The sequence below is a fragment of the Mesorhizobium sp. GW821-FHT07A06 genome, from assembly GCF_059419085.1.
This window is the reverse complement of record NZ_JBWKRC010000005.1, coordinates 113,676-138,267: the sequence shown is the minus strand read 5'-3', so window position 1 is coordinate 138,267 and position 24,592 is coordinate 113,676. Positions and strand designations below refer to the sequence as shown.

Genomic DNA, 24,592 nt, shown 5'->3' with positions numbered 1-24,592 from the left:
CGGCGACATCTCCCCTCGAGTGGGGAGATTATAAGGCCTCACCACCTCAAGCTGCCTGCGGTTCCGGGTCGAATGCCGGCCGGCTGGTGTTGATCAGCAGCGAGATACAGGCCGCCGCGATCGCCGTCATGCCGGCGATGAGGAAGGCCAGTTCGTAATTGCCCTGCAGTTCGCGCATGGTGCCGCCAAAGGCGGCCGCGGCCGCGGCGCCGACCTGATGTCCGGCAACGATCCAGCCGAACACGATCGGGCCGCTGCGGTCGCCGAACGCCTCGTTGGCGAGCCGCAGCGTCGGCGGCACGGTTGCGATCCAGTCGAGACCGTAGAGCACGGCGAAAATGATCAGGCTGGTGGCCGAGAAGCCGGAATAGGGCAGGTAGATCAGCGACAGGCCACGGATGGCGTAGTAGACGCCGAGCAGCTTGCGCGGGTCGAAGCGGTCGGTGAGCCAGCCCGACAGCGTCGTGCCGATCAGGTCGAAAATACCCATCATAGACAACAGGCCGGCGGCCTGCACCTCGCCGATGCCCATATCGCCGCAGAAGGCGATCAGATGCGTGCCGACCAGCCCGTTGGTGGTGAAGCCGCAGACGAAGAAAGTGGCGAACAGGTACCAGAACACCCTCGTGCCGGCGGCGCGGCGCAGCGTGTTCAGCGTATGCGCCAGGAAATTGCCTTGCGATGCGGGCGAGACCGGCGGCACGTCATCGGCCTCGGCGCCATAGCGCACCATGCCGATCGAGGCCGGGCGCTCCGGCACCAGCAGCCAGACCAGCGGCAGAAGACAGGCGGTGGCGATCGCGACCGCGATGGCGACCGGCTTCCAGCCGCCGGATTGCGCCAGCGAGGCAAGCAGCGGCAAGAACACCAGCAGGCCGGTTGCACTTGAGGCCGACATCAAGCCCATGACCAGGCCGCGATTGGTCTTGAACCAGCGGTTGACGATAGTGGCGCCGAGCACGCTGGCGACAGCGCCCGAGCCGATACCCGAGAAGACACCCCAGGTGATGAACAGATGCCAGGGTTCGGTCATCAGCAGGCTGAGCGCCGTCGAGCCCGACATCACCACCAGCGACGCGATCAGCGTGCGGCGCAGCCCGATCCGCTCCATCAGCGCGGCGGCGAACGGACCAGTCAGGCCATAGAGCAGGATGCCGACGCCGGCCGCCAGCGAGATGACGTCGCGCCGCCAGCCAAAACTGTTTTCCAGCGGCAGCATCATGACGGCGGGCGCGGACCGCAGGCCGGCCGCGATCAGCAGGCAGAGGAAGATGACACCGACCACGACGAAAGCGTAGCGCTGGCCAAACGGACGGGATTGAGCTACCATGTTACTGACCGGTACGTTGCAATAAGGGAGCATGTATACGTACCGATCGGTAACATTGTCAATCGAGTCCCATGATGCCAACCGACAAAAATATTGAACTGACGATCAGCGACGGTCACGCACCGGCGCCGCCGAAGGCCGCCAAGAAGATCCTCGACGTGGCGTATGACCTGTTCTACCGGCGCGGCATCAGGGCGATCGGCGTCGACGAGATCGTCAGGCGCGCCGGCGTCACCAAGCCCAGCCTCTATCGCAGTTTCCCGTCCAAGGACGAATTGGCCGCTTCCTATCTCAGGCGGTACGACCTCGAGTTCTGGGGGCGTTTCGACGAGGCGGTCAACGCCCATCCCGGCGATCCACGGGCGCAGATCGGAGCCTTCCTGACCCGCATCGGCAAACGCACGCAGATGCCGGAATATCGCGGTTGCGGCATGACCAACGCGGCGGTCGAATATCCCGAGCGCGGCCATCCGGCGCGCGTGGTGAGTGAAGACAACAAGCAGGAACTGCGCCGCCGCCTGCGCGCCATGGCCGCGGCGATGGGCGCCGGCGACGCCGATACGCTGGGCGACGGGCTGCTGCTCTTGATCGAGGGCGCCTATATCAGCGGCCAGTTGTTCGGGCTCGGCGGCCCCGCGCAGTCGGTTGCCCGCAACGCCGATCTGCTGATCGAAGCGAGCTTGAAGAAATAGCGATTGGCGGTACGCTGGTCCGGCCCGAACCGGAGGTGTCCGTCATGCGTGCCGTTCTGATCCCGTTTGCCCTAGCCGGTCTCTGCCGGGCAGCCTTGGCCGGCGACATTTCCAGCGCCTACACCGACCTCGACTGGAAGAAGGACTGCGTGACCTACGCACAAGCCGGAGAAGGCGATGGCGACTGGGCCGATCTCGCCTGCTCCGGCTACCGCGGCTATCCCGTGCTGATCGCCTATGACGACGCCCGCGAATCGCTGTTTTACGGTTTTCCGCCGGGCGGCGACATGACGTCCGCATGGGAGAGTTTTTCAGGCTTCAATTCATCCGGAGCCAAGGTCGAATGGCGCATCGAAACCAATGGCGACAAGGCCGTGCCCTTCGCGGTCATCCACCGCCGCACGATCAGCAATGGCGAGGACGGGAACAAGTCGATCGACGTCCTGCTCGTAGCCAAGGTCGGCCAGATGGATGCGCGGGAAAGCTGCACGATCGGCCTTGTCCTCGCCACCGGTAACCCGCAAGCCAACGACCAGGCACGAAAACTCGCCGACGAAAAGGCGCGCACCTTTGCCTGCGGCAAGGACCGGCACACCGCCATCGGCAATGTGCCGCCCTTCGGCCGGGTGGATAATTAGGCACGTTGGAGATTTGCCGCAGCGCCCGTCACTTCGTCATTCTGGAGCGCAGCGATACGGCGCAGACCCCGGGGACCGCCGGGCACTGCGCAGAAATCACGGCATGGATACCAGGGGCTACACGACGCCGCTTCGCGGCTGCTCCGTCCTGGGATGACGAAAGCCGAGTCGCCTACTTGCTCTTCTTCGCCCGTTCGATCGCCTCGACGATCATCTTCTTGGCATATTTGGAATCGTGCCAGCCTTCGATCTTGACCCATTTGCCGGGCTCGAGATCCTTGTAGTGCTCGAAGAAGTGCTGCACCTGCTGGCGCGTGATGTCGGGCAGATGCGTGTATTCGGTGACGTTCTCGTAGCGCAGAGTCAGCTTCGGCGACGGCACCGCGATGACTTTTTCATCCTGACCGGCATTGTCTTCCATCACCAGCACGCCGATCGGCCTGACATTGATGACGCAGCCCGGCACCAGCGCGCGCGTGTTGCAGACCAGCACGTCGATCGGATCGCCGTCACCCGATAGCGTGTGCGGCACGAAGCCGTAATTGCCAGGGTAGCGCATCGAGGTGTGCAGGAAGCGGTCGACGAACAACGTGCCGGCCTCCTTGTCCATCTCATACTTGATCGGCTCGCCGCCGATCGGCACTTCGATGATGACGTTGATGTCCTCAGGCGGATTCTTTCCGATGGCTATGGCTTCAATGCGCATGGCTTTGTCCCTCTCTCGATTGGGAGGAGATAGCGGGCGGCGCGGAATGGTGCAATGCGGCGAATGGTGTTCACGAAGGTCAGGCGGGACGCGCCGGCATCCGGCGCGTTCAATCATCGGCACAAGATGTTTCAGTGCCGTGATTTGGCGGGGGATACGAACCGCGCACCGGCTTGGCTTGCCGCAATCATCCCCGGGCAGTCATTCCCAGACGAAAGCGACCTTCTTCAGCGCCTTCTGCTCGAAGATTTCGACACCCTCGGCGATATCGCGGCCACCGGCGCCGGCATAGAAGGCCAACGCGTTCTGGTTATCCTCCAGCGCCCACACCACCATGCCTTTCAGGCCATGGTCGGCAAGACGCGCCCTGGCTGCCGAAAACAGGCGACGGCCGAGACCGATGCCCTGATATTCCGGGCGCAGGTACAATTCGTAGATCTCGCCTTGCTGCTTGAGCTCGCGGGCACGGTTCTTGCCGATCGTCGCATAGCCGGCGATCGTGCCGCCGATTTCAACCACCAGAACGGTGGCGGCGCGGCGAATCGCATTCGCCCACCAGTCGGCGCCGCGGCGGTTGATCATCGATGTCAGCGTGCGGTGTGGGATAATGCCGGAATAGGCGCCGCGCCAGGCTTCCAGATGCACCTCGGCGATGGCGCCTGCATCGCGCGGGTCGGCTTTCCGGATGTCGATCGTCAGCGTATTCATGATTTGTTAACCATAAACCCGCATGGCCCGATTGCAAGAGTCCGGGCGGCCCGTCGATCGCTTTCTCACAACCGATGCGGACACCGCTGCCGTGGGGCAACGCATGTCCGCAAACAGGCCGGATCGGCAAGGTCGCGTTTGCAGGCAGGCCTTTCAGATTTCGACCAGATGGTCGTCCAGCTCGTTGGTATCGCCCGGGGTGACCGGGAAATGTTCGGCCAGCACCGCCCCCACCTGCTCGATCGCCTTGACGAAACCGTCGGCAAGCCGGTCGTCGCCGGCGTGCGCCGTGAGGTCGCGCACCACGCCGTCCCAGACATGCTGGCCGACCTTGGCGTCGATGCCCGAATCGGCGACCACCTCCGCGTAGCGCTCGGCGATCGAGACGAAGATCAGCACGCCGGTGCGCGCCGTGGTGCGATGGACGTTGCGGGCAAGGAACTGCTTGATCGCATTGGCGTGCGCCGCCTGATAGCGCAGCCGCCGTGGCACCATGTGGATGCGCAGGCCAGGCAACACCCACAGCAAGGCCAGCACGCAGGCCAGCGCCAAGAGCTGGGCGATGACAAAATGCGGCAGGCGGATGGTGAGCCACCATGCCTCCAGCCCGTAGGCTACGGCAAGGCTGACGACCAGCATGCCAAGCGTCGCCATCTGGGCGGCGGGGGCGAAATAGCCGTCGCTGGCATGCGCCACGACGCAGTAGATCTCGCCGTCGGTCTTGGCCTCGGCGGCGCGGATCGCATCGGCGATACGCTCATGATCCTGCGGGCTGATCGGTCGTGTTGCCATTGTCTCACCAGCTTCCTGAAGAACCGCCACCACCGGACGAGCCACCGCCGCCCGAAAACCCGCCGCCGCTGCTCGACCCGGACGACCAGCCGGAGCTTCCCGACGACCAGCCGCCGCCCGACGAACCCGTTGTCCAGCCGCTGGAGCCCGAGGACGATCCGCTTGGTCCCCGGCCGTAACGGAACGTCATGCCCAGCCATCTATACACGCCCGGCGACAATTTCGTGCCGAACATCGGCGGCAGGAATGCCATCGCCAGGCCGCCGAGGAACATCGTCGCCCACAGGATCAGGAACACCGCGACGATGGGATCGATGGGGGTGCTGCTGTCGGCGGGATTGCGCTTGCCGCGCGCTTCCAGCTCTTCCGGGTTGCCTTCCAGCACCATGACCATGTCGTCCACGGCCTTGGAGATGCCGCCGGAGAAATCGCCGGCACGGAACGCCGGCACCATGTCGTTTTCGATGATCAGTTTGGTGTGCAGGTCGGTCAGCGTGCCTTCCAGCCCGTAGCCGACCTCGATGCGCATCTTGCGATCGTTCGGCGCGACCAGCAGCAGGACGCCGTTGTTCTCCTTGGCCTGGCCGAGTTTCCAGAAGCGGAACAGGCGGTTGGCGTAGGGCTCGATTTCCTCGCCGTCGAGGCTGGGGATGGTGGCGACGACGATCTGGTCGGAACCCTTTGTCTCGAAGTCGGCGAGTTTTTGCGTCAGCGCCGCCTTGGTCGAGGCGTCGATGATGCCCGCATCGTCGACGACGTGGCCGGTCAGGGCAGGCAGCTCGGCGGCGGAAAGCGCGAAGCAGAAGATCAGCAACGCCAGGGTCGTCAGGATAGCGTGGATCGCCGGGCTAAGGAAACCAGGCCTCGGCGTGCTGACGGTGCGTGTCGTCATGCCGTCACCAGCTTCCCGAGGAGCCACCACCGCCGGACGAACCGCCGCCGCCGGAAAAGCCGCCACCGCCCCCACCCGAAGACCAGCCGCCGCCTGAGCTCCCCGAGGACCAGCCGCCCCCGGATGAGGAGCGCCGTCCGGGCTCGAAGGTCATGCCAAGCCAGCGATAGCGGCCTGGCCCGAGCTTCTGGCCAAAGATCGGCGGCAGGATGGAGGCGGCAATGCTGCCGAAGAAGATGATCGCCCAGATGCTGATGAAGATGGCGAAGAACAGGTTGTCGGAATTGAACGGCGCTTCCTGGTTGCGCTTGCCGCGCGCTTCCAGCTCCTCCGGGTTGCCTTCCAGCACCATGACCATGTCGTCCACGGCCTTGGAGATGCCACCGGAGAAGTCGCCGGCACGGAATGCCGGCACCATGTCGTTTTCGATGATCAGCTTGGTGTGCAGGTCGGTCAGCGTGCCTTCCAGCCCGTAGCCGACCTCGATGCGCATCTTGCGATCGTTCGGCGCGACCAGCAGCAGGACGCCGTTGTTCTCCTTGGCCTGGCCGAGTTTCCAGAAGCGGAACAGCCGGTTGGCGTAGGGTTCGATTTCCTCGCCGTCGAGGCTGGGGATGGTGGCGACGACGATCTGGTCGGAGCCCTTTGTCTCGAAGTCGGCGAGTTTTTGAGTCAGCGCCGCCTTGGTCGAGGCGTCGATGATGCCCGCATCGTCGACGACGCGGCCCGTGAGCGCCGGCAGATCCGCTGCGAAGGCCGCCAACGGAAGCGCCAGGATGAAGAGCATGGCTGCGACAAGGCGAGCCAGACGCCGTCCCTCATCGGCCTGCAAGATCACGACGTTTGGCTCCGGCTGTCACCCGCCCTGCTTCGTGCCGAAATCGACCTTCGGCGGCTGCATCTTGTCTTCGTCGACGGTGAAATTGGCGAAGGGCTCGTTGCCGCGGAACCAGAAGGTGGCCCAGAGCACGGACGGGAAGGTCTTCAGCGTCAGATTATAGTCCCTGACCGCCTGGATGTAGTCGCGCCGCGCCACCGCGATGCGGTTCTCCGTACCTTCAAGCTGTGCCTGCAGCGCCAGGAAATTCTGGTTGGCCTTGAGGTCGGGGTAGGCCTCCGACACCGCGATCAGCCGCGACAGCGCGCTGGTCAGCCCGGCCTGGACATCCTGGAATTTCTTGAGGGCTTCGGGATCCTTCAGCGTGTCCGGCGTCACCGTGATCTGCGTCGCCTTGGCGCGCGCCTCGACGACAGCGTCGAGCGTGTCCTTTTCATGCGAGGCATAGCCTTTGACCGTCTCGACCAGATTGGGGATGAGATCGGCGCGGCGCTGGTACTGGTTCAGCACCTCGCTCCATGCCGCCTTGGCATTCTCCTCCGCCGTCGGGATCGTGTTGTAGCCGCAGCCGGCAAGCAGCGGCAGCACGATCGCCATCATCAGGAAGGCGGGCAGCGTGCGGAATGTCGACGGTCGGGGAAGGCGCTGGGCAAGCATGATGGGGTCCCTCGGTACAAGTTGCATGCGAAGCATTAGCACAATCAGCGCGCAAGAAAACGGCCTCGGCCTCTTGAGCCGCCCGACAGTGTATCGTCCTGCCGCAAGGCCCTGTGATTGGCCGCGCGAACGCGGTAAGGTCCGGGCAAAACGGGACATCATCATGGCGGAACGCCCCGACAGCGACAGGGAATCGCGCCGTATCCTGGAGCGCATCGCGCGAGAAACCGACCCGGCCGGCGCCTCCTTCGTGGCGCGGACGACGAAAGGCATGCGCGACCACGTCGCCGCAGCCGACGCCGACCGCACGGACCCGATCGAAGTCTGGGGCACGCGCATTGGCAGGATACTCGGCCTGCTTCTGGCGCTGGGCCTGATGGTCTGGCTCGTGCTTTTCCTCATCCGGGGCAGCTAGGAATCACAAAACAATGAGTGCCGAAAAACCCGACGCGCCGCGTGCGGTCATCGTCATTTCCAGCCATGTCGCGCGCGGTTCGGTCGGCAACCGTGCCGCCGTCTTCGCCTTGGAGACCCTCGGCTTTCCGGTCTGGGCGGTGCCGACGGTCATCCTGCCCTGGCATCCCGGCCACGGGCGGGCGACGCGTATCGTACCGCCACTCGACCAGTTCAAGGCGCTGATGGCCGATCTCGAGCGCGCGCCATGGCTGGGCGAGGTCGGCGCGGTGCTGTCCGGCTATCTCGGCGAAGCCGGCCAGGCCGAGGCCGTCGCTTCGCTGGTCGCCGCGGTGAAGGCCAGGACGCCTGACGCTGTCTATATCTGCGATCCGGTGATGGGTGATTCCGGCGGTCTCTATGTGCCGGAGCCGACCGCCGTCGCCATGCGCGACCGGCTGATGCCGATCGCCAACATCGCCACGCCCAATCGCTACGAACTCGAATGGATGGCCGGCGTTCCGTTGCCCGATCTGAAATCGGTGATTTCGGCGGCACTCCATGCCGGACCGTCGACCATGCTGGTCACCTCGGCACAGTCGATGATTTCAGGCGGTACTGGCAATCTGCTGCTCGACGGCACCCAGGCCCTGCTTGCGGAGCACCGCCTGATCGACAAGCCGCCGAACGGCCTGGGCGACCTGACAGCGGCCGTCTACCTCGCCCGCATCCTTTCCGGCCAGCCGCCGATCAAGGCGCTGCAGTCGACCACGGCGGCGGTCTACGAGATCCTGGCACGTACCGCCAAGCGGGGCGGCGACGAGCTGCAGCTCGAAACCGACGCCCAGAGCCTGTCGCACCCGATGGCCATGGTGCAACTGCGCCACCTCACGCATCCGGGGCGGGACCGCCGGGCGTGACTTCGACCGAGGTCGTGCTCGTCGGCGCCGATGGCTGCAAGGCCGGCTGGATCGCCGTGCGGCGCGAGCACGGCTCGACACCTCGTAACCCCGGTTCGACGCCTCGTAACCCCGGTTCGACGCCCCAAGTCGAGGTGTTCGCCAGCTTCGCTGCATTGCTCAAGGCAAGCCCGGACAATGCGATTGTCGCCGTCGACATGCCGATCGGCCTGCCCGAATTCTCCAGCAAAGGCGGGCGCGGACCGGAAGCGCTGGTCAGGCCGCTGCTTGGGGCACGCCAGTCCAGCGTCTTTTCGATCCCGTCCCGCGCCGCGCTCTATGCCGACACGAGCGATTTCACCACCGTCGAAGCCTGGTACGCCGGGCATCGCAAGGCAAGCGATTTGGCCAGGGCCACATCGGACCCGCCGCGCGGCGTTTCCATCCAGGCCTTCGGCATCTTTTCGAAAATCCGCGAGATCGACGCCTTGCTGATCGCGCGGCCGGATCTGCGCGGCCGCGTCTTCGAATCGCATCCGGAGGTCGCCTTCTGCCGTTTGAATGGCAATCAGGCCATGCAATTGCCGAAGAAGATCAAGGGCAGCATCAATCCGGCCGGCATGGCGGAGCGCAAGGCGCTGCTCTGCCGGCACGGTTATGACATGGGTTTTCTCGACCAGCCGCCGCCGCGCGGGGCGGCCGCGGACGATTTCCTCGACGCGGCTGTCATGATGCTGATCGCCGGCCGCATCGCCAGCGGCAGGGCGAAGCCATTTCCCAACCCGCCGCTCGCTGACGGTCGTGGCATACCGGTCGCCATCTGGGCATGAATATCGACACCCGCCCGCTTCGGCGCATGGCATTTATGCCCAGCTCCCACAATTCTGCATTGCTCGCGACCGGCATTTGCCGCTAGAGCCTTTCTCGACCGCAACGAGCTGCCGCCTCCAACCACGGAAAGGCCTTAGCCGCCCATGCCTCATCTTCCCGACCACCTCCTCACCGGCTACCGCAATTTCATGAACGGCCGTTACCTCACCGAGAGCGGCCGCTATCGCGAGCTCGCCCGAGAGGGGCAGGCCCCCGAGACGATGATCGTCGCCTGCTGCGATTCCCGATCGGCCCCTGAAGCGATCTTCGACGCCGGGCCGGGCGAACTCTTCGTGCTGCGCAATGTCGGCAATCTGGTGCCCCCCTACGAGCCGGATGGCGAGTTCCACTCGACCTCGGCGGCGCTCGAATTCGCGGTGCAGAGCCTCAAGGTCAAGAATATCGTCGTCATGGGCCATGGCCGCTGCGGCGGCATCCGCGCCGCGCTCGACCCCAATTCGGCGCCGCTGTCCCCCGGCGACTTCATCGGCAAGTGGATGAGCCTGATCGCGCCAGCCGCCGAGACCGTCTCCTCCAGCACCTTCATGACGGCAACGGAGCGCCAGACAGCACTCGAGCGCATCTCGATCCGGTATTCCATCGCCAACCTCAGGACCTTTCCTTGCGTCTCGATCCTCGAGGGCAAGGGCCGGCTGTCGCTGCACGGGGCCTGGTTCGACATTTCGACCGGGGAGCTCTGGGTGATGAACAAGGACACCGGCGATTTCGAGCGGCCGGTGCTGGAATGAACGGGGCGGTGCGCCAGGTGATGAACGTCCGGTCGGTCGTTCTCACGGCGGCCGCGTTGCTGGTGGCAATTATCGCCGCCCGAGCCGATGACGGCGCCATCATCAGCCGCTGGTATGCGGCGCTCCTGGTCGCCGACCGTACAGAACTCGCCGACCTGCTTGCCGACGATGTCCGCATCAAGCTCGATGACCTCGGCATCGTTCAAGGCAAGCAGGAGTTCATCGCCTCGCTCGATGAGTGGAAAGGCGCGGTAGCGGGTGCCGCGATCCGCCACCGGATCGAGAAGAGCGAGGGCGGTGTCACCACGGTGATCGCCTGCTACGACTTCCCCAACAATGACATGCTGATGCAGGAAACCTTCGCGGTGACAGACAGCCGCATCACCGCAAGCTCGCAAGCGGCAATCGCCGAAAACTGCGAAGACTATTGAGGCGGATCGGCCAACTGCCATATTGCGGCCCCGCGGACCGCGCCCTACATCGGTGACACCCTCCTCATTGATGCCAGCGAAAGACCCTCCATGTCCTCCACGAAAGCCGTCGACCTCGCCGCCCATCCGCTGACCGCGTGGGAAGGCCCGCTCGGCCTGCCGGACTTCGCCCATATCGGCGACAGTGATTTTTCCCCGGTCTTCGACGCGGCGCTGAAGGCGCATGAGGCCGAGATCGACGCGATCGCCGCCAACAAGGAGGCACCGACCATCGAGAACACGCTTGAAGCGCTGGAGCTGGGCGGCGAGGCGCTCGATCACGTCTCGTCGATCTTCTGGTGCCGGGCCGGCGCCTACACCAACGATACGATCCAGGCGCTGGAGCGCGACATCTCGCCAAAAATGTCCAGGCATTTCTCGGCGATCTCGATGAACGAGAAACTCTTCGCCCGCATCGACGATCTCTACCAGCGCCGCGAGAGCCTCGGGCTCGACGCCGAGACCTTGCGGGTGCTGGAGAGGACCTGGAAGGGTTTTGTCCGCTCCGGCGCCAAGCTCGATGCCGAGGGCAAGAAGCGGCTGGCCAGGATCAATGAGGAACTGTCCTCGCTCGGCACGACTTTCGGCCAGAACGTGCTGGCCGACGAGCGCGACTGGGCACTGTTCCTCGACGAGGCCGATCTTGCCGGCCTGCCGGATTTCCTGAAAAGTTCGATGGCCGAGGCCGCCGAGATGCGCGGCCAGAAAGGCCGCTACGCAGTCACCCTGTCGCGCTCGATCTACGAGCCGTTCACGACCTTCTCGGAACGCCGCGACCTGCGCGAGATTGCATTCCGCGCCTTCACCATGCGAGGCCAGAATGGCGGCGCCAGCGACAACACATCCGTGGTGCGCGACATGCTGAAGCTGCGCGCCGAAAAGGCGAAACTGCTCGGCTACGCTTCCTTCGCCGCGCTGAAGCTCGATGACACCATGGCCAAGACGCCGAAGGCGGTGCACGCGCTGCTCGATCCGGTGTGGGAAAAGGCGCTGGAAAAGGCCGCCGCCGACCAGAAGGAATTGGAACGGCTGGCGGCGGAAGCCGGCAGCAATGAAAAATTCGCCGCCTGGGACTGGCGCTTCTACCAGGAGAAGCTGCGCGCGGAAAAATTCGCTTTCGACGAGGCGGAACTGAAGCCCTATCTCCAGCTCGACCGGGTCATCGACGCCTGCTTCGACGTGGCGACCAAACTGTTCGGCATCACCTTCGAGGAGAAGAAGGGCATTGCCGCCTGGCATCCCGATGCGCGCGTCTTCGTGGTGAAGAATGCCGATGGCAGCGAGCGTGCCCTGTTCCTTGCCGACTATTTCGCGCGGCCCTCGAAGCGGTCCGGCGCCTGGATGAGCGCGCTGAAGTCCGGATACAAGCTTGGCCAAGGCTCGAAGCCGGTGATCTACAACATCATGAACTTCGCCAAGCCGCCGGCCGGCGAGCCGGCACTGCTGTCTGTCGACGAGGCGAAGACGCTGTTCCATGAATTCGGCCATGCGCTGCACGGCATGCTGACCGACGTCACCTGGCCGTCGGTCGCGGGCACTTCGGTCAGCCGCGATTTCGTCGAGCTGCCTTCGCAGCTCTACGAGCATTGGCTGACGGTGCCGGCGGTGCTGGAAAAGCACGCCCTGCATGTCAAGACAGGCAAGCCGATGCCGAAGGCGCTGCTCGACAAGATGCTGGCCACGCGCACGTTCGGGGCCGGCTTCGCCACGGTCGAATTCACGTCTTCCGCCTTGATGGACATGGCCTATCACGCTCGGCCCGATGCCCCGGCGGAGCCGCTTCGTTTCGAAGCTGAAACGCTCGACAGGCTCGACATGCCCGACACCATCGCCATGCGCCACCGCACCCCGCATTTCGGCCATGTCTTCTCGGGCGACGGCTACTCGGCCGGCTACTATTCCTACATGTGGTCGGAAGTGCTGGACGCCGATGCCTTCGCCGCCTTCGAGGAGACCGGCGATCCCTTCAACCCGGCGCTGGCCGAGCGGCTGAGGAAGAACATCTACGCCGCCGGCGGCTCGAAGGACCCGGAAGAGCTGTACACTGCGTTCCGCGGCAAGATGCCTTCGCCGGAAGCGATGATGGTGAAGCGCGGGCTGGTGTAGCGCCAGCCAATCTCCCCCCTCGAGGGGGAGATGGCGGCGAAGCGGCCAGAGGGGGTCGGTCCGACCGGGCTCGGCCTGCTGCAGCGGATGCGGGTTGGCGCTTCGCGTGAGGCGCCCTTCTCTGTCGCCTTCGGCGACATCTACCCCTCAACGGGGGAGATCATCAGCGCCGTTCTTCCACGGATCCTTCACCCTCGGCCACACCGGCCGTGTCAACTTCTTGTAATCCGTCACCGCGGGATTGCTCGGATAGGAACTCGGCGCAGAGACATAGATGATCTCGGCGGCTATCGGTTCGAATCCGGCATAGAAATGGTTGGTCGACTTGATCAGCAGCATGTCCTTGGCCAGCGGATCGACGCCGATGTTGGAGAAAATGTCCGGCTCGAAAGTCTGCGTGCGATTGGTGTTGAGGATGATGTCGACCTCGGTGCCTTCGATGCGGACCAAGGCGGCCGGCCCAAGTGTCACCCGGCTTGGCCCGAAACTCTGCCATCCCTCGTTGACGGCTTTCAGCACCTTGACGCGCGCATCGATCGGCTCACCCGCCTGAGGACCTGCCTTGCCGCCGAAACGCAGGTCGATGACAGCGCCCTCGCCTGCCGCCAGGCAGAAGGTCACGGCAATCGGATCCCAGATCGTCGCCACGCCAAACTTGTCCAGGCCACGCGCCAGCATCTGGCGCAAGACGAAGGTGCCGTCGCCGGGAACGCCGCCGCCGGGATTGTCCCAGATGTCGGCGATGACCACGGGCTTGCCGGGATTCCCGGCACGTACGGCTAGCGCCCGGTCGATGCCGTCGGCGGTATCAAGCATCATCATCGCCGTCTTTTCGCGCATGGCATAGAGTTCGCGTCCCAGCTGTTGCGCCAGCGCATCGCCCGCGGCCTTGTCGTTGTCGGTGACGACGAGGATGCGCGTGCCCATTTCCGACACGTCGGCGGCCATGAAGCCGTGGATGACCGATACCGACAGCACGCCGTCCTTGCCGTGCATGGCCTTGATACGGTCCACGAAGGAGCGCATCGGCTCGCGGCTGGTCGGCAGCACCTGGATCATGCGGCAGTCGAAGGTCGAGATCACCGGCTTGATCTCGCCGCGCGCGGCAGCCAGGCCAAGCTCGACGACATGTTCGCCGCGTTCATAGAAGTCGGTGTGCGGGAATTCGAGGAAATAGGCCATGATATCGGAGGCCGCCACGCGCTTTGGCGTCAGATGGCTGTGCGGATCGAACTCGGAGGCGATCACCACCTTGGGTCCGACAATTGCCCGCACGCGCTCGAGCAGGTCGCCTTCGCAATCGTCATAGCCTTGCGCTACCATGGCGCCATGCAGGCCGAGGATGACCGCGTCGACCGGCAGTGCCGCCTCGAGTTGCCCGAGAATCTCGTCGCGCAGCGCCTCGAAGGTCTGCCGCTGCACCAGGCCGCCCGGCTCCGCCCAGGTGGCGGTGCCTTCGATCACGGTCAGTCCTTCGGCGGCCGCGCGGCGGCGCAAGGCCACGATCGGCGAGGAACACAAGGTCGGCGTCTCAGGATGCTTGCCCGGCCCGGCATAGAACGCCATCTCGAACGAGGCCCGGTCGGTCGGCACCGGCGAGAAGGTGTTGGTTTCCGTCGCCAGCGAGGCGGTGAAGATACGCATGAAGACTCCGTGGTGACGCTATCTGTTTCTTGCAATTCCAGTGGGAAACCGCTGCACACCTTTCTGGAATTGCTATTTGACCGCCCCGAGCGCCAGCCCGCGCACGAGATAGCGCTGCAGCCAGATGAACAGGATCGCCACAGGCAGTGTCGCCAGCAAAGTGGCGGCCATGACGTGATGCCACTCGATCGTGTAGCGGCCGGCGACGAGAGAAAAGACCTGGATCGGCAGCGTGTAGCTTTCCTGGCTGCGCAGCATGGTCAGCGCCACGACGAATTCGTTCCAGGCGTTGATGAAGGTGAAGATCGCCGTGACCGCGATCGCCGGCAGGCAGAGCGGCAGGAACACTTTGCGCAAGGTCAGCCAGCGGCCGGCGCCTTCCATCCAGGCGGCTTCCTCGAGATCGCGCGGAATGGTGTCGAAATAGCTCTGCAGCATCCACACGGTGAAGGCGACGTTGAAAGCCATGTAGATGAAGCCCAGCGCCGTCGTCGATTCGACCAGCCCCCAGGCGGCCATCAGCCGGAACAGGCCCAGCACCAGCACGATCGGTGAGATCATCTGCGAGATCAGCAGGAACTGGCGAAAGGCCCCGTAGCCGGCAAAGCGAAAGCGCGACATCGCATAGGCGGCGGGCACGGAGATGAGGATGGCGCCGACCGTGGCGATGACCGACACATAGAGCGAGTTGGCCAGCGCCTGGCCGAAACCGGTCGCCACCCACATGTCGGAGAAGTTCGACCAGCGGAACTCGCTCGGCCACCATGTCGGTGACAGCACTTCCTGCCGTGGCTTGACCGCGGTCAGGAACATCACCGCGAAGGGAAAGATCGTCACCACGATCAAGGGCGCCAAAAGCAGCCAGGCGATGACGGTGCGTTTGAGCTTGGGCGTCATGCGCGTTGCTCCCGCATGGCGAGGCGCACATAGATCATGGTGAAGACCAGCAATATGGCGAACATTACCAGCGACACCGCCGAGGCCTCGCCCAGTTTGCCGATGCGGAAGGCCAGCTTGTAGAGGTGGGTGACCAGGATGTCGGTCGAGTTGGCCGGCCCGCCCTGCGTCATCACCCAGATGATCGGGAACGAATTGAAGACATAGATGGTGTTGAGCACGATGGCGATGTTGATGAACGGTTTCAGCAGCGGAAAGGTGATCTCGCGGAACTGCTGCAGCGGCGTGGCGCCCTCAAGCGCGGCCGCCTCGTAAAGATCGTCCGGGATCGACGACAGGCCGCCGAGGAAGATCGTCGTGGTGAACGGGACCGTCACCAATATGCCGATCAGCACCTGCATCGGAAACGCCGTCTCGGCGCTGGCCAGCCACTGGATGTTATGGTCGATCAGGCCAAGCCCGAGCAGCGCGGAATTCAGCATGCCGCTTTCACCGCTCAGCGCCCAGCGCCAGACCACCGCCGTCATGGTCAGCGACACCGCCCAGGGCAGCATGATGATGACACGGGCAAGACCGCGTCCATAGAAATCGGTGTTGAGGATCATCGCCACCGGCACCGACAGCAGCAGTGCGCCGCCCACCACCAGCACGGTCCATAGGCCGGTGCGCCAGAGTGCCGCGACGAAGTCGGGATCGGCGGCAAGTGCCGCGAAATTGGCAAGGCCGCTGAATTCGCGCAACTGGCCGAAGCGGTTGACGTCATGCGTCGAGATCTGGATCAGGTCCCAGACCGGCCAGAAGATGACGACCGCCGCCAGGAACAGGCTGGGCAAGGTCAGGAGATAGGGCAAGAAGCGATTTTGCATCGGCTGGTTTGTACCGCGTTGCGAGGCATCAATGGCGCTGGCTTGCGAGCCAGGCTAATACTGACTTGTTCTTCTTAGGCGCTCGGTTCACAAACTCTTCCCAACGTTTGCGCCGCCCCTCACCTGCCTGCCGGCATCCTTCTCCGTATAGTGACGGGGAGAGGGGCGCCTTCGTTGCCGCTTTCGCCAATCACCGGCGTCTCAAAAGAGGAGCCGAGATCGCGGCCAGCCCTTTCTCCCGTCACTATACGGGGAGAAATGCCCGGCAGGGCAATGAGGGGCGGCGCTGACGTTGGCGATTTATCCTTTTGTCCGGAGTGATTGCCTTGTCGGCCCTCGCCATCCCCATAGGGGAGCCGTTGCATGCTTCTTACAAGGGGAGTGGCGCGCCCCGCCTGAATCTGAGGCGCGCCACGGGCGCAGGGAGATACGCCCTATTCTTGGGCACGGCCCCTATTTCTTCAACACTGCGTTGGCCTTGGCCGCCGCGTCCTTCAGGCCTGCCTCGGGGTCGCCACCGAGATAGATCTTCTGCATTGCATCGGACGTGATCTGGGCGACCTCTTCCCAGCCCGGAATGACCGGCGCGAAGCGGGCGTCGGGCAAGAGCGCGGTGAAGGCGGCGAGGTCGGCATTGTTGACGTAATAGTCCATCTTTGCCTCTTCCTTGTTCACCGGCAGGAAGCCCTCGCCTTGCGTGAACTTGGCGCGCTGCTCCGTGGTGAACAGGAAGTCCATCAGCTTCCAGGCCTCATCCTTGTTCTTGGAGTTCTTGAACATGATCATCGAGTCGGTGACGCCATAAGTGCCGCGCGCCCCGGTCGGGCCCGCCGGAATGGCGGCGACGCCATATTTCAGGGTCGGCGCCTCGTCCTTGATCTGGTTGGACAGGAAGGGCGCGGTGATCATCATGCCGACCTTGCCCTGCTTGAACAGGTTCTGCACATCCTCGCGGTTGTTGGAGGTGACGCCCGGCTCGGTCAGGCCTTCGTCGATCATCGACTTGTAGAGCTTGGCGGCCTCGAGCGCGCCCGGCGTGCCGAGGCCCGACGTGCCATCCTTGTTCAGGATCTCGGTGCCCTGCGACCACATGGCGTAGTAGTAATAGACGTCGGTCTCGATCTCCTTGCCCTGCAGGCCGAACCCGAAAGTACCGGACCCCAGCGCCTTGATCTTGCGGGCATCGTCCTGCAACTCGGTCCAGGTTGCCGGCGGCTTGGCGATCCCGGCCTTCTCGAACAGTTCCTTGTTGTAATACATGGCGCGGGCAGACGCCGCGATCGGCAGGCCGTAGGTCTTGCCGTTCATGATCGAGGGCGACAGGAAGGTATCGATGAAACGCCCCTTGAATTCGGGCGTGATGTAGCTGTCGAGCGGCTCGGCGACATCCTGCTGGACGAAGTCGATCAGCCAGCGCGTGCCGATGATCGACAGGTCCGCATTGGTGCCGGCGGTGATGTCGGTGGTCAGCTTCTGCAGGAGCACGTCCCACGGCACGACTTCGAACTTGACGGTGATGCCTGGGTTCTTTGCCTCGAACTCCTTCTTCACTTTCTCGAAATAGGGGCCGGTCTTTGCGCTGTATTCGGCGACGGTGACGCGCACCTCACCCGCATTCGCCTGCGCCGCGAAGGCCAGCATGCTCATTCCGGCCATCAGGCCGACAGTCCATTTGGCAAGGCTCATCCGATCTCTCCCATTTGTTTCGCGCATTTGCGCTCCCTGTGCCGATGGCTGGGCACAAGATTTATGTGACTTTCCTACATTATCGATGAATTCGTGCCATGCAAGCAGATTATCATGTTGCTTAATTACATTCCTTTCTTTAGCCTGCCGGCATCTGCCTGACCTGCGGGAGGAGCAAGCGCCGTGGTTTCGAAAGCCGAATTCGCCGGCCGCACTGTCGTCGTCACCGGTGCCGGCGGCGGCCTTGGCTCAGCCATCGTCGCGCTGCTGGCCGACAGGGGCGCGCGGGTGGTCGGCTGTGACCAGTCCGAGGAGGCGCTGGCAAGCCCGCGGCTTGCCTCGCGCCATGTCTTCAACCTTCTCGACCGTGCTTCGATCGAGGCGGGGATCGCCGCCGTGCTGGACAAGGACGGCGTGCCCGATATCCTGATCAACAATGCCGGCTGGACGCGCGCCGAGACGATCTCCGCACTCAACGCCGACAATATCGAGCATGAACTCGACCTCAATCTGACCGGGGTCATGACCTTCGCCGACCCTATCGCCAAGGCGATGGCCGCGCGCGGCTCAGGCAGCATCGTCTTCATCTCTTCCGTCAACGCCATCGCGCATTTCGGCAATCCGGCCTATGCGGCCGCCAAGGCCGGCATCAACGCCTATGCCAAATCGATCGCGGTCGAGCTTGGCCGCAGCGGCGTGCGCGCCAATGTCGTCTGCCCGGGATCGATCCGCACCGCCGCCTGGGACCATCGCCTGGCCAAGGATCCGGAAATCCTGGGCAAGTTGCAGCGACTCTACCCGCTCGGCCGCATCGTCAATGCTTCGGAAGTGGCCGAAGCCGTGGCTTTTCTTGCGTCGGAGCGTGCCTCGGGCGTAACAGGCGTGGTGATGCCCGTGGATGCGGGGCTGACCGCCGGCTGCCTGCCGTTCATCGACGACATATTGGGAGCGTGACCATGACCGACGTCCTGTTTCGCAACCTGTCGAAATCCTTCGGCCAGCACAGGATCCTCGAGGACATCGGCCTCGACATCAAGAGCGGCGAATTCGTGGTGCTGGTCGGTCCGTCCGGCTGCGGCAAGTCGACCTTGCTGCGCATGCTGGCCGGCCTGGAGACGATCACGTCGGGCGATCTCCTGATCGGCGGCGTGCGCGCCAACGACCTGCCGCCGCAGCAGCGCAACATCGCCATGGTGTTTCAGTCCTATGCGCTGTTCCCGCATCTGAAAGCCTCCGACAATATCGGCTTCGGACCGAAGATCCGCGGCGAGACCCGCGCGACCATCGACCAGAAGGTCAAGAAGGCCTCGGGCGTCCTCAACCTGTTCTCCTATCTCGACCGCTATCCCCGGCAATTGTCGGGCGGCCAGCGCCAGCGCGTCGCCATGGGCCGCGCCATCGTGCGCGAACCGTCGGTGTTCCTGTTCGACGAACCGCTGTCCAACCTCGACGCCCAATTGCGCGTGCAGATGCGCACCGAGATCAAGGCGCTGCACCAGCGGCTGAAATCGACCATCGTCTACGTCACCCACGACCAGATCGAGGCCATGACCATGGCCGACCGCATCGTCGTGATGGACCGTGGCCGGATCCAGCAGGTCGGAGCGCCGCTCGAACTCTATGACAGGCCGGCCAACAAGTTCGTCGCCGGCTTCCTCGGCTCGCCGTCGATGAGCTTTGTGTCCGGGGCTCTGAAGACAACGCCTGAGAAGACATGGTTCGAATCGGCGGGCGGCGGGCGGCTGGCGCTTGCCGGCAAGGCGGTGCCGGCGGGCGGCGCCGTGGAGGCCGGCATCCGACCCGAGCACTTCATCATCGGTGAAGCCGCCGACGCCATGGCGCTCAAGGTGGATGTCGTCGAGCCGACCGGCTCCGAAACCCACGTCTATGGCGCCATCGGCGCCGATACGGTGCGCGCCGTGTTCCGCGACAGGGTGCCGGTCAGGCCGGGCGACCTGCTGCCGGTCTCGGTCGATCCTGGCAACATCCATCTGTTCGACAAGGCGACAGGCCTGCCGCTGTGAAACGAGAAGTGCCGACATGAAGACGAACACACGGGCATGAAGACGCCGGCCGACATCATCACGCGGCTGCAGCTGATGTCGCAGGACGGCACCAAGTCGGATCGCCGGCTGGCTGGCCTCGTGCTATCCGATCTCGATTTCGCCTCCAAGGCCGCGATCTCCGAGATCGCCGCGCGCGTCGGCGTCAGCGAGCCGACGGTGACGCGCTTCTGCCGCAATCTCGGCTGCGAGGGGCTGCGCGACTTCAAATTCTACCTGGCGCAGGCCATCGCCATCGGCGGCCAGTATCTGTCGCCCGAGCCGCTGAGCCGCGACGCCCGCGAACAGCGCATCGCCTCCGCCATCACCGAAGCCGCCATCTCGGCCATCCAGCGCGCCAGCGAGAACCTCGACATGACGACGCTGGTCGCTGTCGCCGAGCGGCTTGCGACGTCAGGCAATGTGCTGTGCATCGGCTCCGGCGGCATCTCCTCGATGATGGCGACCGAGATGCAGAACCGGCTGTTCCGGCTCGGCCTGCCGGTATTGGCCCAGATCGACGGCCAGTTGCAGCGCATGTACGCCGCCGTTGCCACGCCGGAAACCACGCTGGTCGCCTTTTCAGTGTCCGGCTATGCACGCTCGGTCATCGAGGCGGTGCAGGTCGCGCAGCAATACGGCGCCACCACGGTGGCCGTCACCGCACCCGATTCGACACTGGCCAAGGTGGCCGACACGGTCATACACCTGCAGCCGCTCGAGGATGGCAACATCTACAAGCCCACGTCGTCGCGCTACGCGCTGCTGGCGATCGTGGACATGATCGTGACTTCGGTCGCCGAGACGCGCGGCCCAAAGGTCTTGGAGAATTTGCGCCGCATCAAGCAAAGCGTGAACACGCTGAAGGTCGACGACCCGCGTCTGCCGCTGGGCGATTGAGGGTCGACGCCGAGGGTGCCGATCTCCCCTGAGGGAGATGTCCGGCAGGGCAGAGAGGGGGTGCTGTCCCGCCGACAGTCAGTCCGGAGTTGCCACAGCACTGATTGCGGATCAGCCCAGCGCCTCGACACGCTGCGCCAGCGCCCCTGGATCGCCCGCTATGCGAAGCGTCTTGAGCCGTGCCGTGCCGCCGGCGACGACCGACACGGCCGATGCCGGCACTCCCAGCGTCTTGGCGACCAGCTTCTCCAGCGCGTGATTGGCCGCGCCGTTTTCCGGCACCGCGCGGACCCGCGCCTTCAAATGGCTTCGCCCGTCCGCCGATGTTTCGAAGCCTTCCAACCTGTCCACGGAAGATTTTGGTGTCAGCCGCACGAACAGATCGATGCCGTTCTCGCGGATGCGCAGCGGCGCGCTCATGCAATTGTCGGGATCACAGCACCAGCGGGGCTACCGTGGTGAGAATGAACTGCCTGACGAAAAACAGGATCAAAAGCAGGATGATCGGCGAGATGTCGATGCCGCCAAGGTCAGGCATGAAGCGGCGGATGGGCCGCAGTGCCGGCTCGGTCAGCCGATAGAGCATGTTGCCGATGCTGCCGACGAACTGGTTGCGTGAATTGACGACGTTGAAGGCGTAGAGCCAGGAAAAGATCGCCGAGGCGATGATGATCCACCAGTAGATGTCGAGCGCCATGACGATGGTTTGAATGAGGGCGAGCATGCCTGTCTCCGATTGTTGCCGACATGTAGCCATTGCACGCGAAACCGGCAAGGGCCGGCAGCCGCCGCGCCGGCCGACGAGCATTTCGGCAAAACGCCGCCTTGACAGAAATCCGCCGCGCCCGATAAATGCGCCATCCGTTGGACGGGGCTGTAGCTCAGCTGGGAGAGCGCGTCGTTCGCAATGACGAGGTCAGGAGTTCGATCCTCCTCAGCTCCACCATCGGAATAATCGCTTCTCCTTTTTTGGCGCGCCGTCGGGGCGCAGGCACATGCGATGCATGGCGACGCGGCGTTCGGCGCGCCAAAGCCCCCCCAAAAAAGCCATAGGCGATTTGGCGAAGTCCGAGGCAAGAGAGATTGTCAATTGGACTTATGGCGATGGCCGTTGTCGGGATTGCGCTATTTTTTTTGAAAGCCGCCTCATTAGACTGCCGTTCTCAAATCAGTTTTTTCTGTGAGTTGCGGCAGGGCGTTTCGGCGGGGGGCGACCGAAGGCGCTATATGGATTCCGAGTCGGAATGAAGAATTCGCCTGCGAAAGCAAAGACGTGTCCATTCGCGAGAATCTCGCTGCAAATCTCAGACGGCTCTGCGAAAACCATGCCTCCGTCAGCGCGGTGTGCCGCGAGTTGGGTATCAACCGCACGCAGTTCGAACGTTACCTGCAGGGGCAGACCGTTCCGAACAAGGCCACTGCCAAACTGATCTGCGACTACTTCCGCATCGATGAAGCCGAACTGTACCGGGACCCGGGTCTTCCCGAGCCAATGGCCCCAGGCCTGCCGCCGATTTCGGAAAGCCTGTTCAAGCAGATGATCCGCCCGCCCGCTCCATCGATCGCGGGAGGCACCTATTTCACCTATTTTTCGATCCCGACCCGTTCCGACCTCTTGATGCGGTCGGTAACCTTCGTGCGTCGCGACGTCGAACTGGTCACATTCCGCAGAGTCACCGGGTGGTCGGAGCGCCGTGGCTCGACATGGGCTCGGGCGCGCGGCAATCATTATGGCGTGGCGATCTCTCGCCTGAACTGGATTTATTTCAGCGGCGTCAACCGTCGCCAGACCGGCGAGCCGTCGCTGATCTCCGTGCAATGGGCGCCGATCTCCGAACCGGTTCTGATCGGCAAGGCCATGCTCCTGACCGAGGCCGGGCCGGCATTCGTATCCGTCATCATGCGGCAGGACATGTCCGGCATCCGGCCACGGCATGCGATCCGCATGGCGCATGTCGTCAAGCTTGACGATCCGGGCATCGATCCGTTGGTCGTCAGCCTCGCTCGGGACGGGCAGGGCTGATCTCGCGCATCCAATTTACGCTAAATGAGAATAAGAATACCTCGAAAGAGCGTATGCTAGCGTATACCTACTCACTATCCGAGAAAAATCGATTTTTAAACTTTGTCGCGAAGAAAGATATTTTAGATCGCGTGCCCTTTACTACGGTTTTAACAAATCATTAACTCTTTCGAACTTACCTTTCTTCTCGCGGATCCCACGGTGGGGATCCTTCAACAGATCCCATTGGGGGGTCGGGAAAGGGACGAAAATGGCCAAGAAAGTGAACAATGCCCCGAAGCTGACGGTTGCCGCGGGCACGCAGACCGTCTTCTTTTCGCAGGGCATGCACTACAACAAGCGCTGAAGTCGTTCGGCGCCGACGGGATGTTCGCCCGTCGGCGCCTCAAATTCACAAAACGGCATTCAGCATCATGAAAATGCGCTCTTCAAAAACGCTTGTCTTCTATCCCGGAACCAACAAGGTCACGGCCTGTAATTTCCTGACCAGAAGCGTCTTCGACTGCAGCCCCGAGGTGATCGGTCTTCTTGCGTCCTGGGACGAATGGGCCTCCACGGCGGAGATCGCACGCGCCCACGGATGGTCGAAATCCGATCTCAATGCCGTCGTGCCGCAATTGCTTGATTTTTCCGCCCTGGTCACCGCCGGCTCGCCGCTAGCCGAACAGGAAACACAGTTCTCCGGGCAGTGGAGCTGGGGCATTCCGACCGCGCTGATGCATTTCTGCGTCCAGGACTCGGAGTTCATGACCATCGAACAGGCCGAGGCCCGCCAGATCGAACGCGCCGGGCACGTCGCGCAGCCCGACCTCATGCTCAAGAATGCCGCCGGCGCCATCCGGCTGCCGAACGCACTCGACGACAACGAACTGCTGAGCCTGATGGCGCGGCGCCGCACCAACCGCACCGCGGCCGCGCCCACCATCACCGCGAAACAGCTCTCCGATTGCCTGTTCGCGGGTATGGGCATTACCGGCGAGACCAGCAACTGCGTTGGCGCCCTGCCGCTGGGCATGACCCCTTCGGGTGGCGCGCGGAATCCTTACGAGGCCTATGTGGTCGCGCTTGGTGTCGAGGGTCTGGACCCCGGCGTCTATCATTATTCCGCCGCCGATCACGACCTCGGCAGGATTCCTGCCAACCATCTGCCGAAGATCTCCGAACTGGTCGGCGGGCAGGAATGGGCCGATACCATGCCATGCCTGATCCTGCTTTGTGCCAGGCTCGACCGCACCATGTGGAAATATGAGGATGCCAACGCCTATCGTGTCGTGCTGATCGAGGCCGGCCATATCGGCCAGAACATGATGTTGGCGGCGACCAGACATGGCTTGTCGGCCTGTCCCACGGCAGCGCTCAGCCATTCGGCGATCAAGCGCCTCCTTGGCCTAGACCGCCTCACGGACGCACCCGTTTACGCGTTGACCCTCTCGACCCCGGAACCAAGCCCGCATTCGGCGGGCCAGTCTATTAATTAGCCGACTTACTCTATTCTGTGTAGCCAGTACGCGTTCCCCGAGTTCCATCCGATAACAGGAGCAGCACGTGGCAAATCATTCACTAAGGCAGTCAGAGATCGATAGTCTTCAATATATCGCGTCGATGACCAATGAGCTGGTGCAGATGGCCGAAGCAAGCCGTTTTCCCATGATCTCCTATCTGCTGGGCATGGCCTATGCCGAAGCCTTCGACGTCCTGCGCGGCGCGCGGCCTGCAAGGCATGCGCAGCTCAGCAGCAACCCGATGCATCCCAGGCCGAATGTAAAGGAACACGCTCAGCCACGGAGAGCGTAG

27 protein-coding genes and 1 tRNA gene are annotated in these 24,592 nt (G+C 63.6%); 15 read left to right on the top strand and 13 right to left on the bottom strand.

Going from position 1 to position 24,592, the window contains the following annotated elements; all coding sequences use genetic code 11:
* Window positions 1-46: 46 nt before the first annotated feature.
* A complete protein-coding gene (locus tag AC07SZ_RS17765) occupies window positions 47-1,330 on the bottom strand; it encodes an MFS transporter (protein WP_056575005.1) in 1,284 nt (427 codons plus the stop codon).
* 74 nt (window positions 1,331-1,404) lie between these two features.
* On the opposite strand from AC07SZ_RS17765, the gene AC07SZ_RS17760 reads away from it, so the two are divergent.
* Together AC07SZ_RS17760 and AC07SZ_RS17755 are read left to right on the top strand one after the other, a co-directional pair.
* A complete protein-coding gene (locus AC07SZ_RS17760; protein ID WP_056576428.1) occupies window positions 1,405-2,022 on the top strand; it encodes a TetR/AcrR family transcriptional regulator in 618 nt (205 codons plus the stop codon).
* Window positions 2,023-2,066: 44 nt separating this feature from the next.
* Window positions 2,067-2,660 (top strand): hypothetical protein, encoded by a 594-nt coding sequence (locus tag AC07SZ_RS17755; RefSeq protein ID WP_172371835.1) that lies wholly within the window; start codon window positions 2,067-2,069, stop codon window positions 2,658-2,660.
* Window positions 2,661-2,832: 172 nt separating this feature from the next.
* Here the strand turns inward: AC07SZ_RS17755 and ppa are convergent, their stop codons facing one another.
* The 6 genes from ppa to AC07SZ_RS17725 all read right to left on the bottom strand — a co-directional run bounded on the left by ppa (window position 2,833) and on the right by AC07SZ_RS17725 (window position 7,253).
* Window positions 2,833-3,366 (bottom strand): inorganic diphosphatase, encoded by a 534-nt coding sequence (gene ppa, locus AC07SZ_RS17750; RefSeq protein ID WP_056575002.1) that lies wholly within the window; start codon window positions 3,364-3,366, stop codon window positions 2,833-2,835.
* A 201-nt stretch (window positions 3,367-3,567) separates the two neighbouring features.
* The gene (locus tag AC07SZ_RS17745) at window positions 3,568-4,074 is read right to left on the bottom strand and encodes a GNAT family N-acetyltransferase (protein WP_056575000.1); all 507 of its coding nucleotides are present in this window, start codon (window positions 4,072-4,074) and stop codon (window positions 3,568-3,570) included.
* A 153-nt stretch (window positions 4,075-4,227) separates the two neighbouring features.
* The gene (locus AC07SZ_RS17740; protein ID WP_172371833.1) at window positions 4,228-4,866 is read right to left on the bottom strand and encodes a TPM domain-containing protein; all 639 of its coding nucleotides are present in this window, start codon (window positions 4,864-4,866) and stop codon (window positions 4,228-4,230) included.
* Window positions 4,867-4,870: 4 nt separating this feature from the next.
* Window positions 4,871-5,758: a TPM domain-containing protein gene (locus AC07SZ_RS17735; protein WP_494915272.1), complete on the bottom strand. Its 888-nt coding sequence runs from the start codon at window positions 5,756-5,758 to the stop codon at window positions 4,871-4,873.
* 4 nt (window positions 5,759-5,762) lie between these two features.
* Entirely contained in the window at window positions 5,763-6,545 is a 783-nt protein-coding gene (locus tag AC07SZ_RS17730; RefSeq protein WP_065005492.1) for a TPM domain-containing protein, read from the bottom strand.
* Window positions 6,546-6,614: 69 nt separating this feature from the next.
* A complete protein-coding gene (locus AC07SZ_RS17725) occupies window positions 6,615-7,253 on the bottom strand; it encodes a LemA family protein (protein ID WP_056574994.1) in 639 nt (212 codons plus the stop codon).
* Between the two features lie 163 nt (window positions 7,254-7,416).
* Between AC07SZ_RS17725 and AC07SZ_RS17720 the strand changes: the two genes are divergently transcribed.
* From AC07SZ_RS17720 to AC07SZ_RS17695, 6 genes are all read left to right on the top strand, one after another.
* Window positions 7,417-7,668, top strand: coding sequence for a hypothetical protein (locus AC07SZ_RS17720; protein ID WP_494915271.1), 252 nt, complete (start codon window positions 7,417-7,419; stop codon window positions 7,666-7,668).
* 13 nt (window positions 7,669-7,681) lie between these two features.
* Window positions 7,682-8,566 carry a pyridoxal kinase PdxY gene (pdxY, locus tag AC07SZ_RS17715; RefSeq protein ID WP_056574988.1) on the top strand — a complete coding sequence of 295 codons (885 nt, stop codon included), beginning with the start codon at window positions 7,682-7,684 and terminating at the stop codon, window positions 8,564-8,566.
* The gene (locus AC07SZ_RS17710; protein ID WP_494915270.1) at window positions 8,563-9,375 is read left to right on the top strand and encodes a DUF429 domain-containing protein; all 813 of its coding nucleotides are present in this window, start codon (window positions 8,563-8,565) and stop codon (window positions 9,373-9,375) included. The genes pdxY and AC07SZ_RS17710 overlap by 4 nt, the downstream gene beginning before the upstream one ends.
* 144 nt (window positions 9,376-9,519) lie before the next feature.
* Window positions 9,520-10,164 carry a carbonic anhydrase gene (locus AC07SZ_RS17705; protein ID WP_056574982.1) on the top strand — a complete coding sequence of 215 codons (645 nt, stop codon included), beginning with the start codon at window positions 9,520-9,522 and terminating at the stop codon, window positions 10,162-10,164.
* Window positions 10,161-10,595 (top strand): hypothetical protein, encoded by a 435-nt coding sequence (locus tag AC07SZ_RS17700; protein WP_056574979.1) that lies wholly within the window; start codon window positions 10,161-10,163, stop codon window positions 10,593-10,595. The genes AC07SZ_RS17705 and AC07SZ_RS17700 overlap by 4 nt, the downstream gene beginning before the upstream one ends.
* 90 nt (window positions 10,596-10,685) lie before the next feature.
* Entirely contained in the window at window positions 10,686-12,740 is a 2,055-nt protein-coding gene (locus tag AC07SZ_RS17695; RefSeq protein ID WP_494915268.1) for a M3 family metallopeptidase, read from the top strand.
* 147 nt (window positions 12,741-12,887) lie between these two features.
* On the opposite strand, the gene AC07SZ_RS17690 is transcribed toward AC07SZ_RS17695, so the two are convergent.
* The 4 genes from AC07SZ_RS17690 to AC07SZ_RS17675 all read right to left on the bottom strand — a co-directional run bounded on the left by AC07SZ_RS17690 (window position 12,888) and on the right by AC07SZ_RS17675 (window position 17,833).
* Window positions 12,888-14,384 carry a M81 family metallopeptidase gene (locus tag AC07SZ_RS17690; protein ID WP_494915267.1) on the bottom strand — a complete coding sequence of 499 codons (1,497 nt, stop codon included), beginning with the start codon at window positions 14,382-14,384 and terminating at the stop codon, window positions 12,888-12,890.
* A gap of 72 nt (window positions 14,385-14,456) precedes the next feature.
* Window positions 14,457-15,281: a carbohydrate ABC transporter permease gene (locus AC07SZ_RS17685; RefSeq protein WP_056574968.1), complete on the bottom strand. Its 825-nt coding sequence runs from the start codon at window positions 15,279-15,281 to the stop codon at window positions 14,457-14,459.
* On the bottom strand, window positions 15,278-16,147 hold the full coding sequence (locus AC07SZ_RS17680) for a carbohydrate ABC transporter permease (RefSeq protein WP_056574965.1): 870 nt from the start codon (window positions 16,145-16,147) through the stop codon (window positions 15,278-15,280). Before AC07SZ_RS17680 ends, AC07SZ_RS17685 begins: the two co-directional genes overlap by 4 nt.
* 453 nt (window positions 16,148-16,600) lie before the next feature.
* Window positions 16,601-17,833: an ABC transporter substrate-binding protein gene (locus AC07SZ_RS17675; RefSeq protein ID WP_494915266.1), complete on the bottom strand. Its 1,233-nt coding sequence runs from the start codon at window positions 17,831-17,833 to the stop codon at window positions 16,601-16,603.
* 183 nt (window positions 17,834-18,016) lie between these two features.
* Between AC07SZ_RS17675 and AC07SZ_RS17670 the strand changes: the two genes are divergently transcribed.
* The 3 genes from AC07SZ_RS17670 to AC07SZ_RS17660 are packed head-to-tail and all read left to right on the top strand — an operon-like array spanning window position 18,017 to window position 20,775.
* Complete coding sequence (locus tag AC07SZ_RS17670; RefSeq protein WP_494915264.1) at window positions 18,017-18,787, top strand: SDR family NAD(P)-dependent oxidoreductase; 771 nt, start codon at window positions 18,017-18,019, stop codon at window positions 18,785-18,787.
* Window positions 18,788-18,789: 2 nt separating this feature from the next.
* Window positions 18,790-19,857, top strand: coding sequence for an ABC transporter ATP-binding protein (locus tag AC07SZ_RS17665; RefSeq protein WP_494915263.1), 1,068 nt, complete (start codon window positions 18,790-18,792; stop codon window positions 19,855-19,857).
* 36 nt (window positions 19,858-19,893) lie between these two features.
* Complete coding sequence (locus tag AC07SZ_RS17660) at window positions 19,894-20,775, top strand: MurR/RpiR family transcriptional regulator (RefSeq protein ID WP_056574952.1); 882 nt, start codon at window positions 19,894-19,896, stop codon at window positions 20,773-20,775.
* A gap of 111 nt (window positions 20,776-20,886) precedes the next feature.
* Here AC07SZ_RS17660 and AC07SZ_RS17655 read toward each other — a convergent pair whose 3' ends face one another.
* Window positions 20,887-21,195, bottom strand: a complete 309-nt coding sequence (locus AC07SZ_RS17655; protein ID WP_056574941.1) for a DUF167 domain-containing protein — start codon at window positions 21,193-21,195, stop codon at window positions 20,887-20,889.
* Window positions 21,196-21,208: 13 nt separating this feature from the next.
* Entirely contained in the window at window positions 21,209-21,499 is a 291-nt protein-coding gene (locus AC07SZ_RS17650) for a YggT family protein (protein WP_494915262.1), read from the bottom strand.
* A gap of 146 nt (window positions 21,500-21,645) precedes the next feature.
* On the opposite strand from AC07SZ_RS17650, the gene AC07SZ_RS17645 reads away from it, so the two are divergent.
* The 4 genes from AC07SZ_RS17645 to AC07SZ_RS17630 all read left to right on the top strand — a co-directional run bounded on the left by AC07SZ_RS17645 (window position 21,646) and on the right by AC07SZ_RS17630 (window position 24,592).
* Window positions 21,646-21,721, top strand: a tRNA-Ala gene (locus AC07SZ_RS17645).
* Between the two features lie 327 nt (window positions 21,722-22,048).
* Window positions 22,049-22,798 carry a helix-turn-helix domain-containing protein gene (locus AC07SZ_RS17640; RefSeq protein WP_056574938.1) on the top strand — a complete coding sequence of 250 codons (750 nt, stop codon included), beginning with the start codon at window positions 22,049-22,051 and terminating at the stop codon, window positions 22,796-22,798.
* A gap of 419 nt (window positions 22,799-23,217) precedes the next feature.
* Window positions 23,218-24,276 (top strand): SagB/ThcOx family dehydrogenase, encoded by a 1,059-nt coding sequence (locus AC07SZ_RS17635; protein WP_244494120.1) that lies wholly within the window; start codon window positions 23,218-23,220, stop codon window positions 24,274-24,276.
* Between the two features lie 67 nt (window positions 24,277-24,343).
* Complete coding sequence (locus AC07SZ_RS17630; RefSeq protein ID WP_494915261.1) at window positions 24,344-24,592, top strand: hypothetical protein; 249 nt, start codon at window positions 24,344-24,346, stop codon at window positions 24,590-24,592.

Excerpts from the sequence above, each read along its gene's own strand:
- ppa (WP_056575002.1), bottom strand. The coding sequence starts at position 3,366 with ATGCGCATTGAAGCCATAGCCATCGGAAAGAATCCGCCTGAGGACATC.
- AC07SZ_RS17695 (WP_494915268.1), top strand. The coding sequence starts at position 10,686 with ATGTCCTCCACGAAAGCCGTCGACCTCGCCGCCCATCCGCTGACCGCG.
- AC07SZ_RS17650 (WP_494915262.1), bottom strand. The coding sequence starts at position 21,499 with ATGCTCGCCCTCATTCAAACCATCGTCATGGCGCTCGACATCTACTGG.
- AC07SZ_RS17730 (WP_065005492.1), bottom strand. The coding sequence starts at position 6,545 with ATGCTCTTCATCCTGGCGCTTCCGTTGGCGGCCTTCGCAGCGGATCTG.
- AC07SZ_RS17660 (WP_056574952.1), top strand. The coding sequence starts at position 19,894 with ATGAAGACGCCGGCCGACATCATCACGCGGCTGCAGCTGATGTCGCAG.
- AC07SZ_RS17680 (WP_056574965.1), bottom strand. The coding sequence starts at position 16,147 with ATGCAAAATCGCTTCTTGCCCTATCTCCTGACCTTGCCCAGCCTGTTC.
- AC07SZ_RS17675 (WP_494915266.1), bottom strand. The coding sequence starts at position 17,833 with ATGAGCCTTGCCAAATGGACTGTCGGCCTGATGGCCGGAATGAGCATG.
- AC07SZ_RS17685 (WP_056574968.1), bottom strand. The coding sequence starts at position 15,281 with ATGACGCCCAAGCTCAAACGCACCGTCATCGCCTGGCTGCTTTTGGCG.
- AC07SZ_RS17635 (WP_244494120.1), top strand. The coding sequence starts at position 23,218 with ATGCGCTCTTCAAAAACGCTTGTCTTCTATCCCGGAACCAACAAGGTC.
- AC07SZ_RS17745 (WP_056575000.1), bottom strand. The coding sequence starts at position 4,074 with ATGAATACGCTGACGATCGACATCCGGAAAGCCGACCCGCGCGATGCA.
- AC07SZ_RS17690 (WP_494915267.1), bottom strand. The coding sequence starts at position 14,384 with ATGCGTATCTTCACCGCCTCGCTGGCGACGGAAACCAACACCTTCTCG.
- AC07SZ_RS17705 (WP_056574982.1), top strand. The coding sequence starts at position 9,520 with ATGCCTCATCTTCCCGACCACCTCCTCACCGGCTACCGCAATTTCATG.
- AC07SZ_RS17740 (WP_172371833.1), bottom strand. The coding sequence starts at position 4,866 with ATGGCAACACGACCGATCAGCCCGCAGGATCATGAGCGTATCGCCGAT.
- AC07SZ_RS17665 (WP_494915263.1), top strand. The coding sequence starts at position 18,790 with ATGACCGACGTCCTGTTTCGCAACCTGTCGAAATCCTTCGGCCAGCAC.
- AC07SZ_RS17735 (WP_494915272.1), bottom strand. The coding sequence starts at position 5,758 with ATGACGACACGCACCGTCAGCACGCCGAGGCCTGGTTTCCTTAGCCCG.
- AC07SZ_RS17760 (WP_056576428.1), top strand. The coding sequence starts at position 1,405 with ATGCCAACCGACAAAAATATTGAACTGACGATCAGCGACGGTCACGCA.
- AC07SZ_RS17765 (WP_056575005.1), bottom strand. The coding sequence starts at position 1,330 with ATGGTAGCTCAATCCCGTCCGTTTGGCCAGCGCTACGCTTTCGTCGTG.
- AC07SZ_RS17755 (WP_172371835.1), top strand. The coding sequence starts at position 2,067 with ATGCGTGCCGTTCTGATCCCGTTTGCCCTAGCCGGTCTCTGCCGGGCA.
- pdxY (WP_056574988.1), top strand. The coding sequence starts at position 7,682 with ATGAGTGCCGAAAAACCCGACGCGCCGCGTGCGGTCATCGTCATTTCC.
- AC07SZ_RS17720 (WP_494915271.1), top strand. The coding sequence starts at position 7,417 with ATGGCGGAACGCCCCGACAGCGACAGGGAATCGCGCCGTATCCTGGAG.
- AC07SZ_RS17655 (WP_056574941.1), bottom strand. The coding sequence starts at position 21,195 with ATGAGCGCGCCGCTGCGCATCCGCGAGAACGGCATCGATCTGTTCGTG.
- AC07SZ_RS17725 (WP_056574994.1), bottom strand. The coding sequence starts at position 7,253 with ATGCTTGCCCAGCGCCTTCCCCGACCGTCGACATTCCGCACGCTGCCC.
- AC07SZ_RS17700 (WP_056574979.1), top strand. The coding sequence starts at position 10,161 with ATGAACGGGGCGGTGCGCCAGGTGATGAACGTCCGGTCGGTCGTTCTC.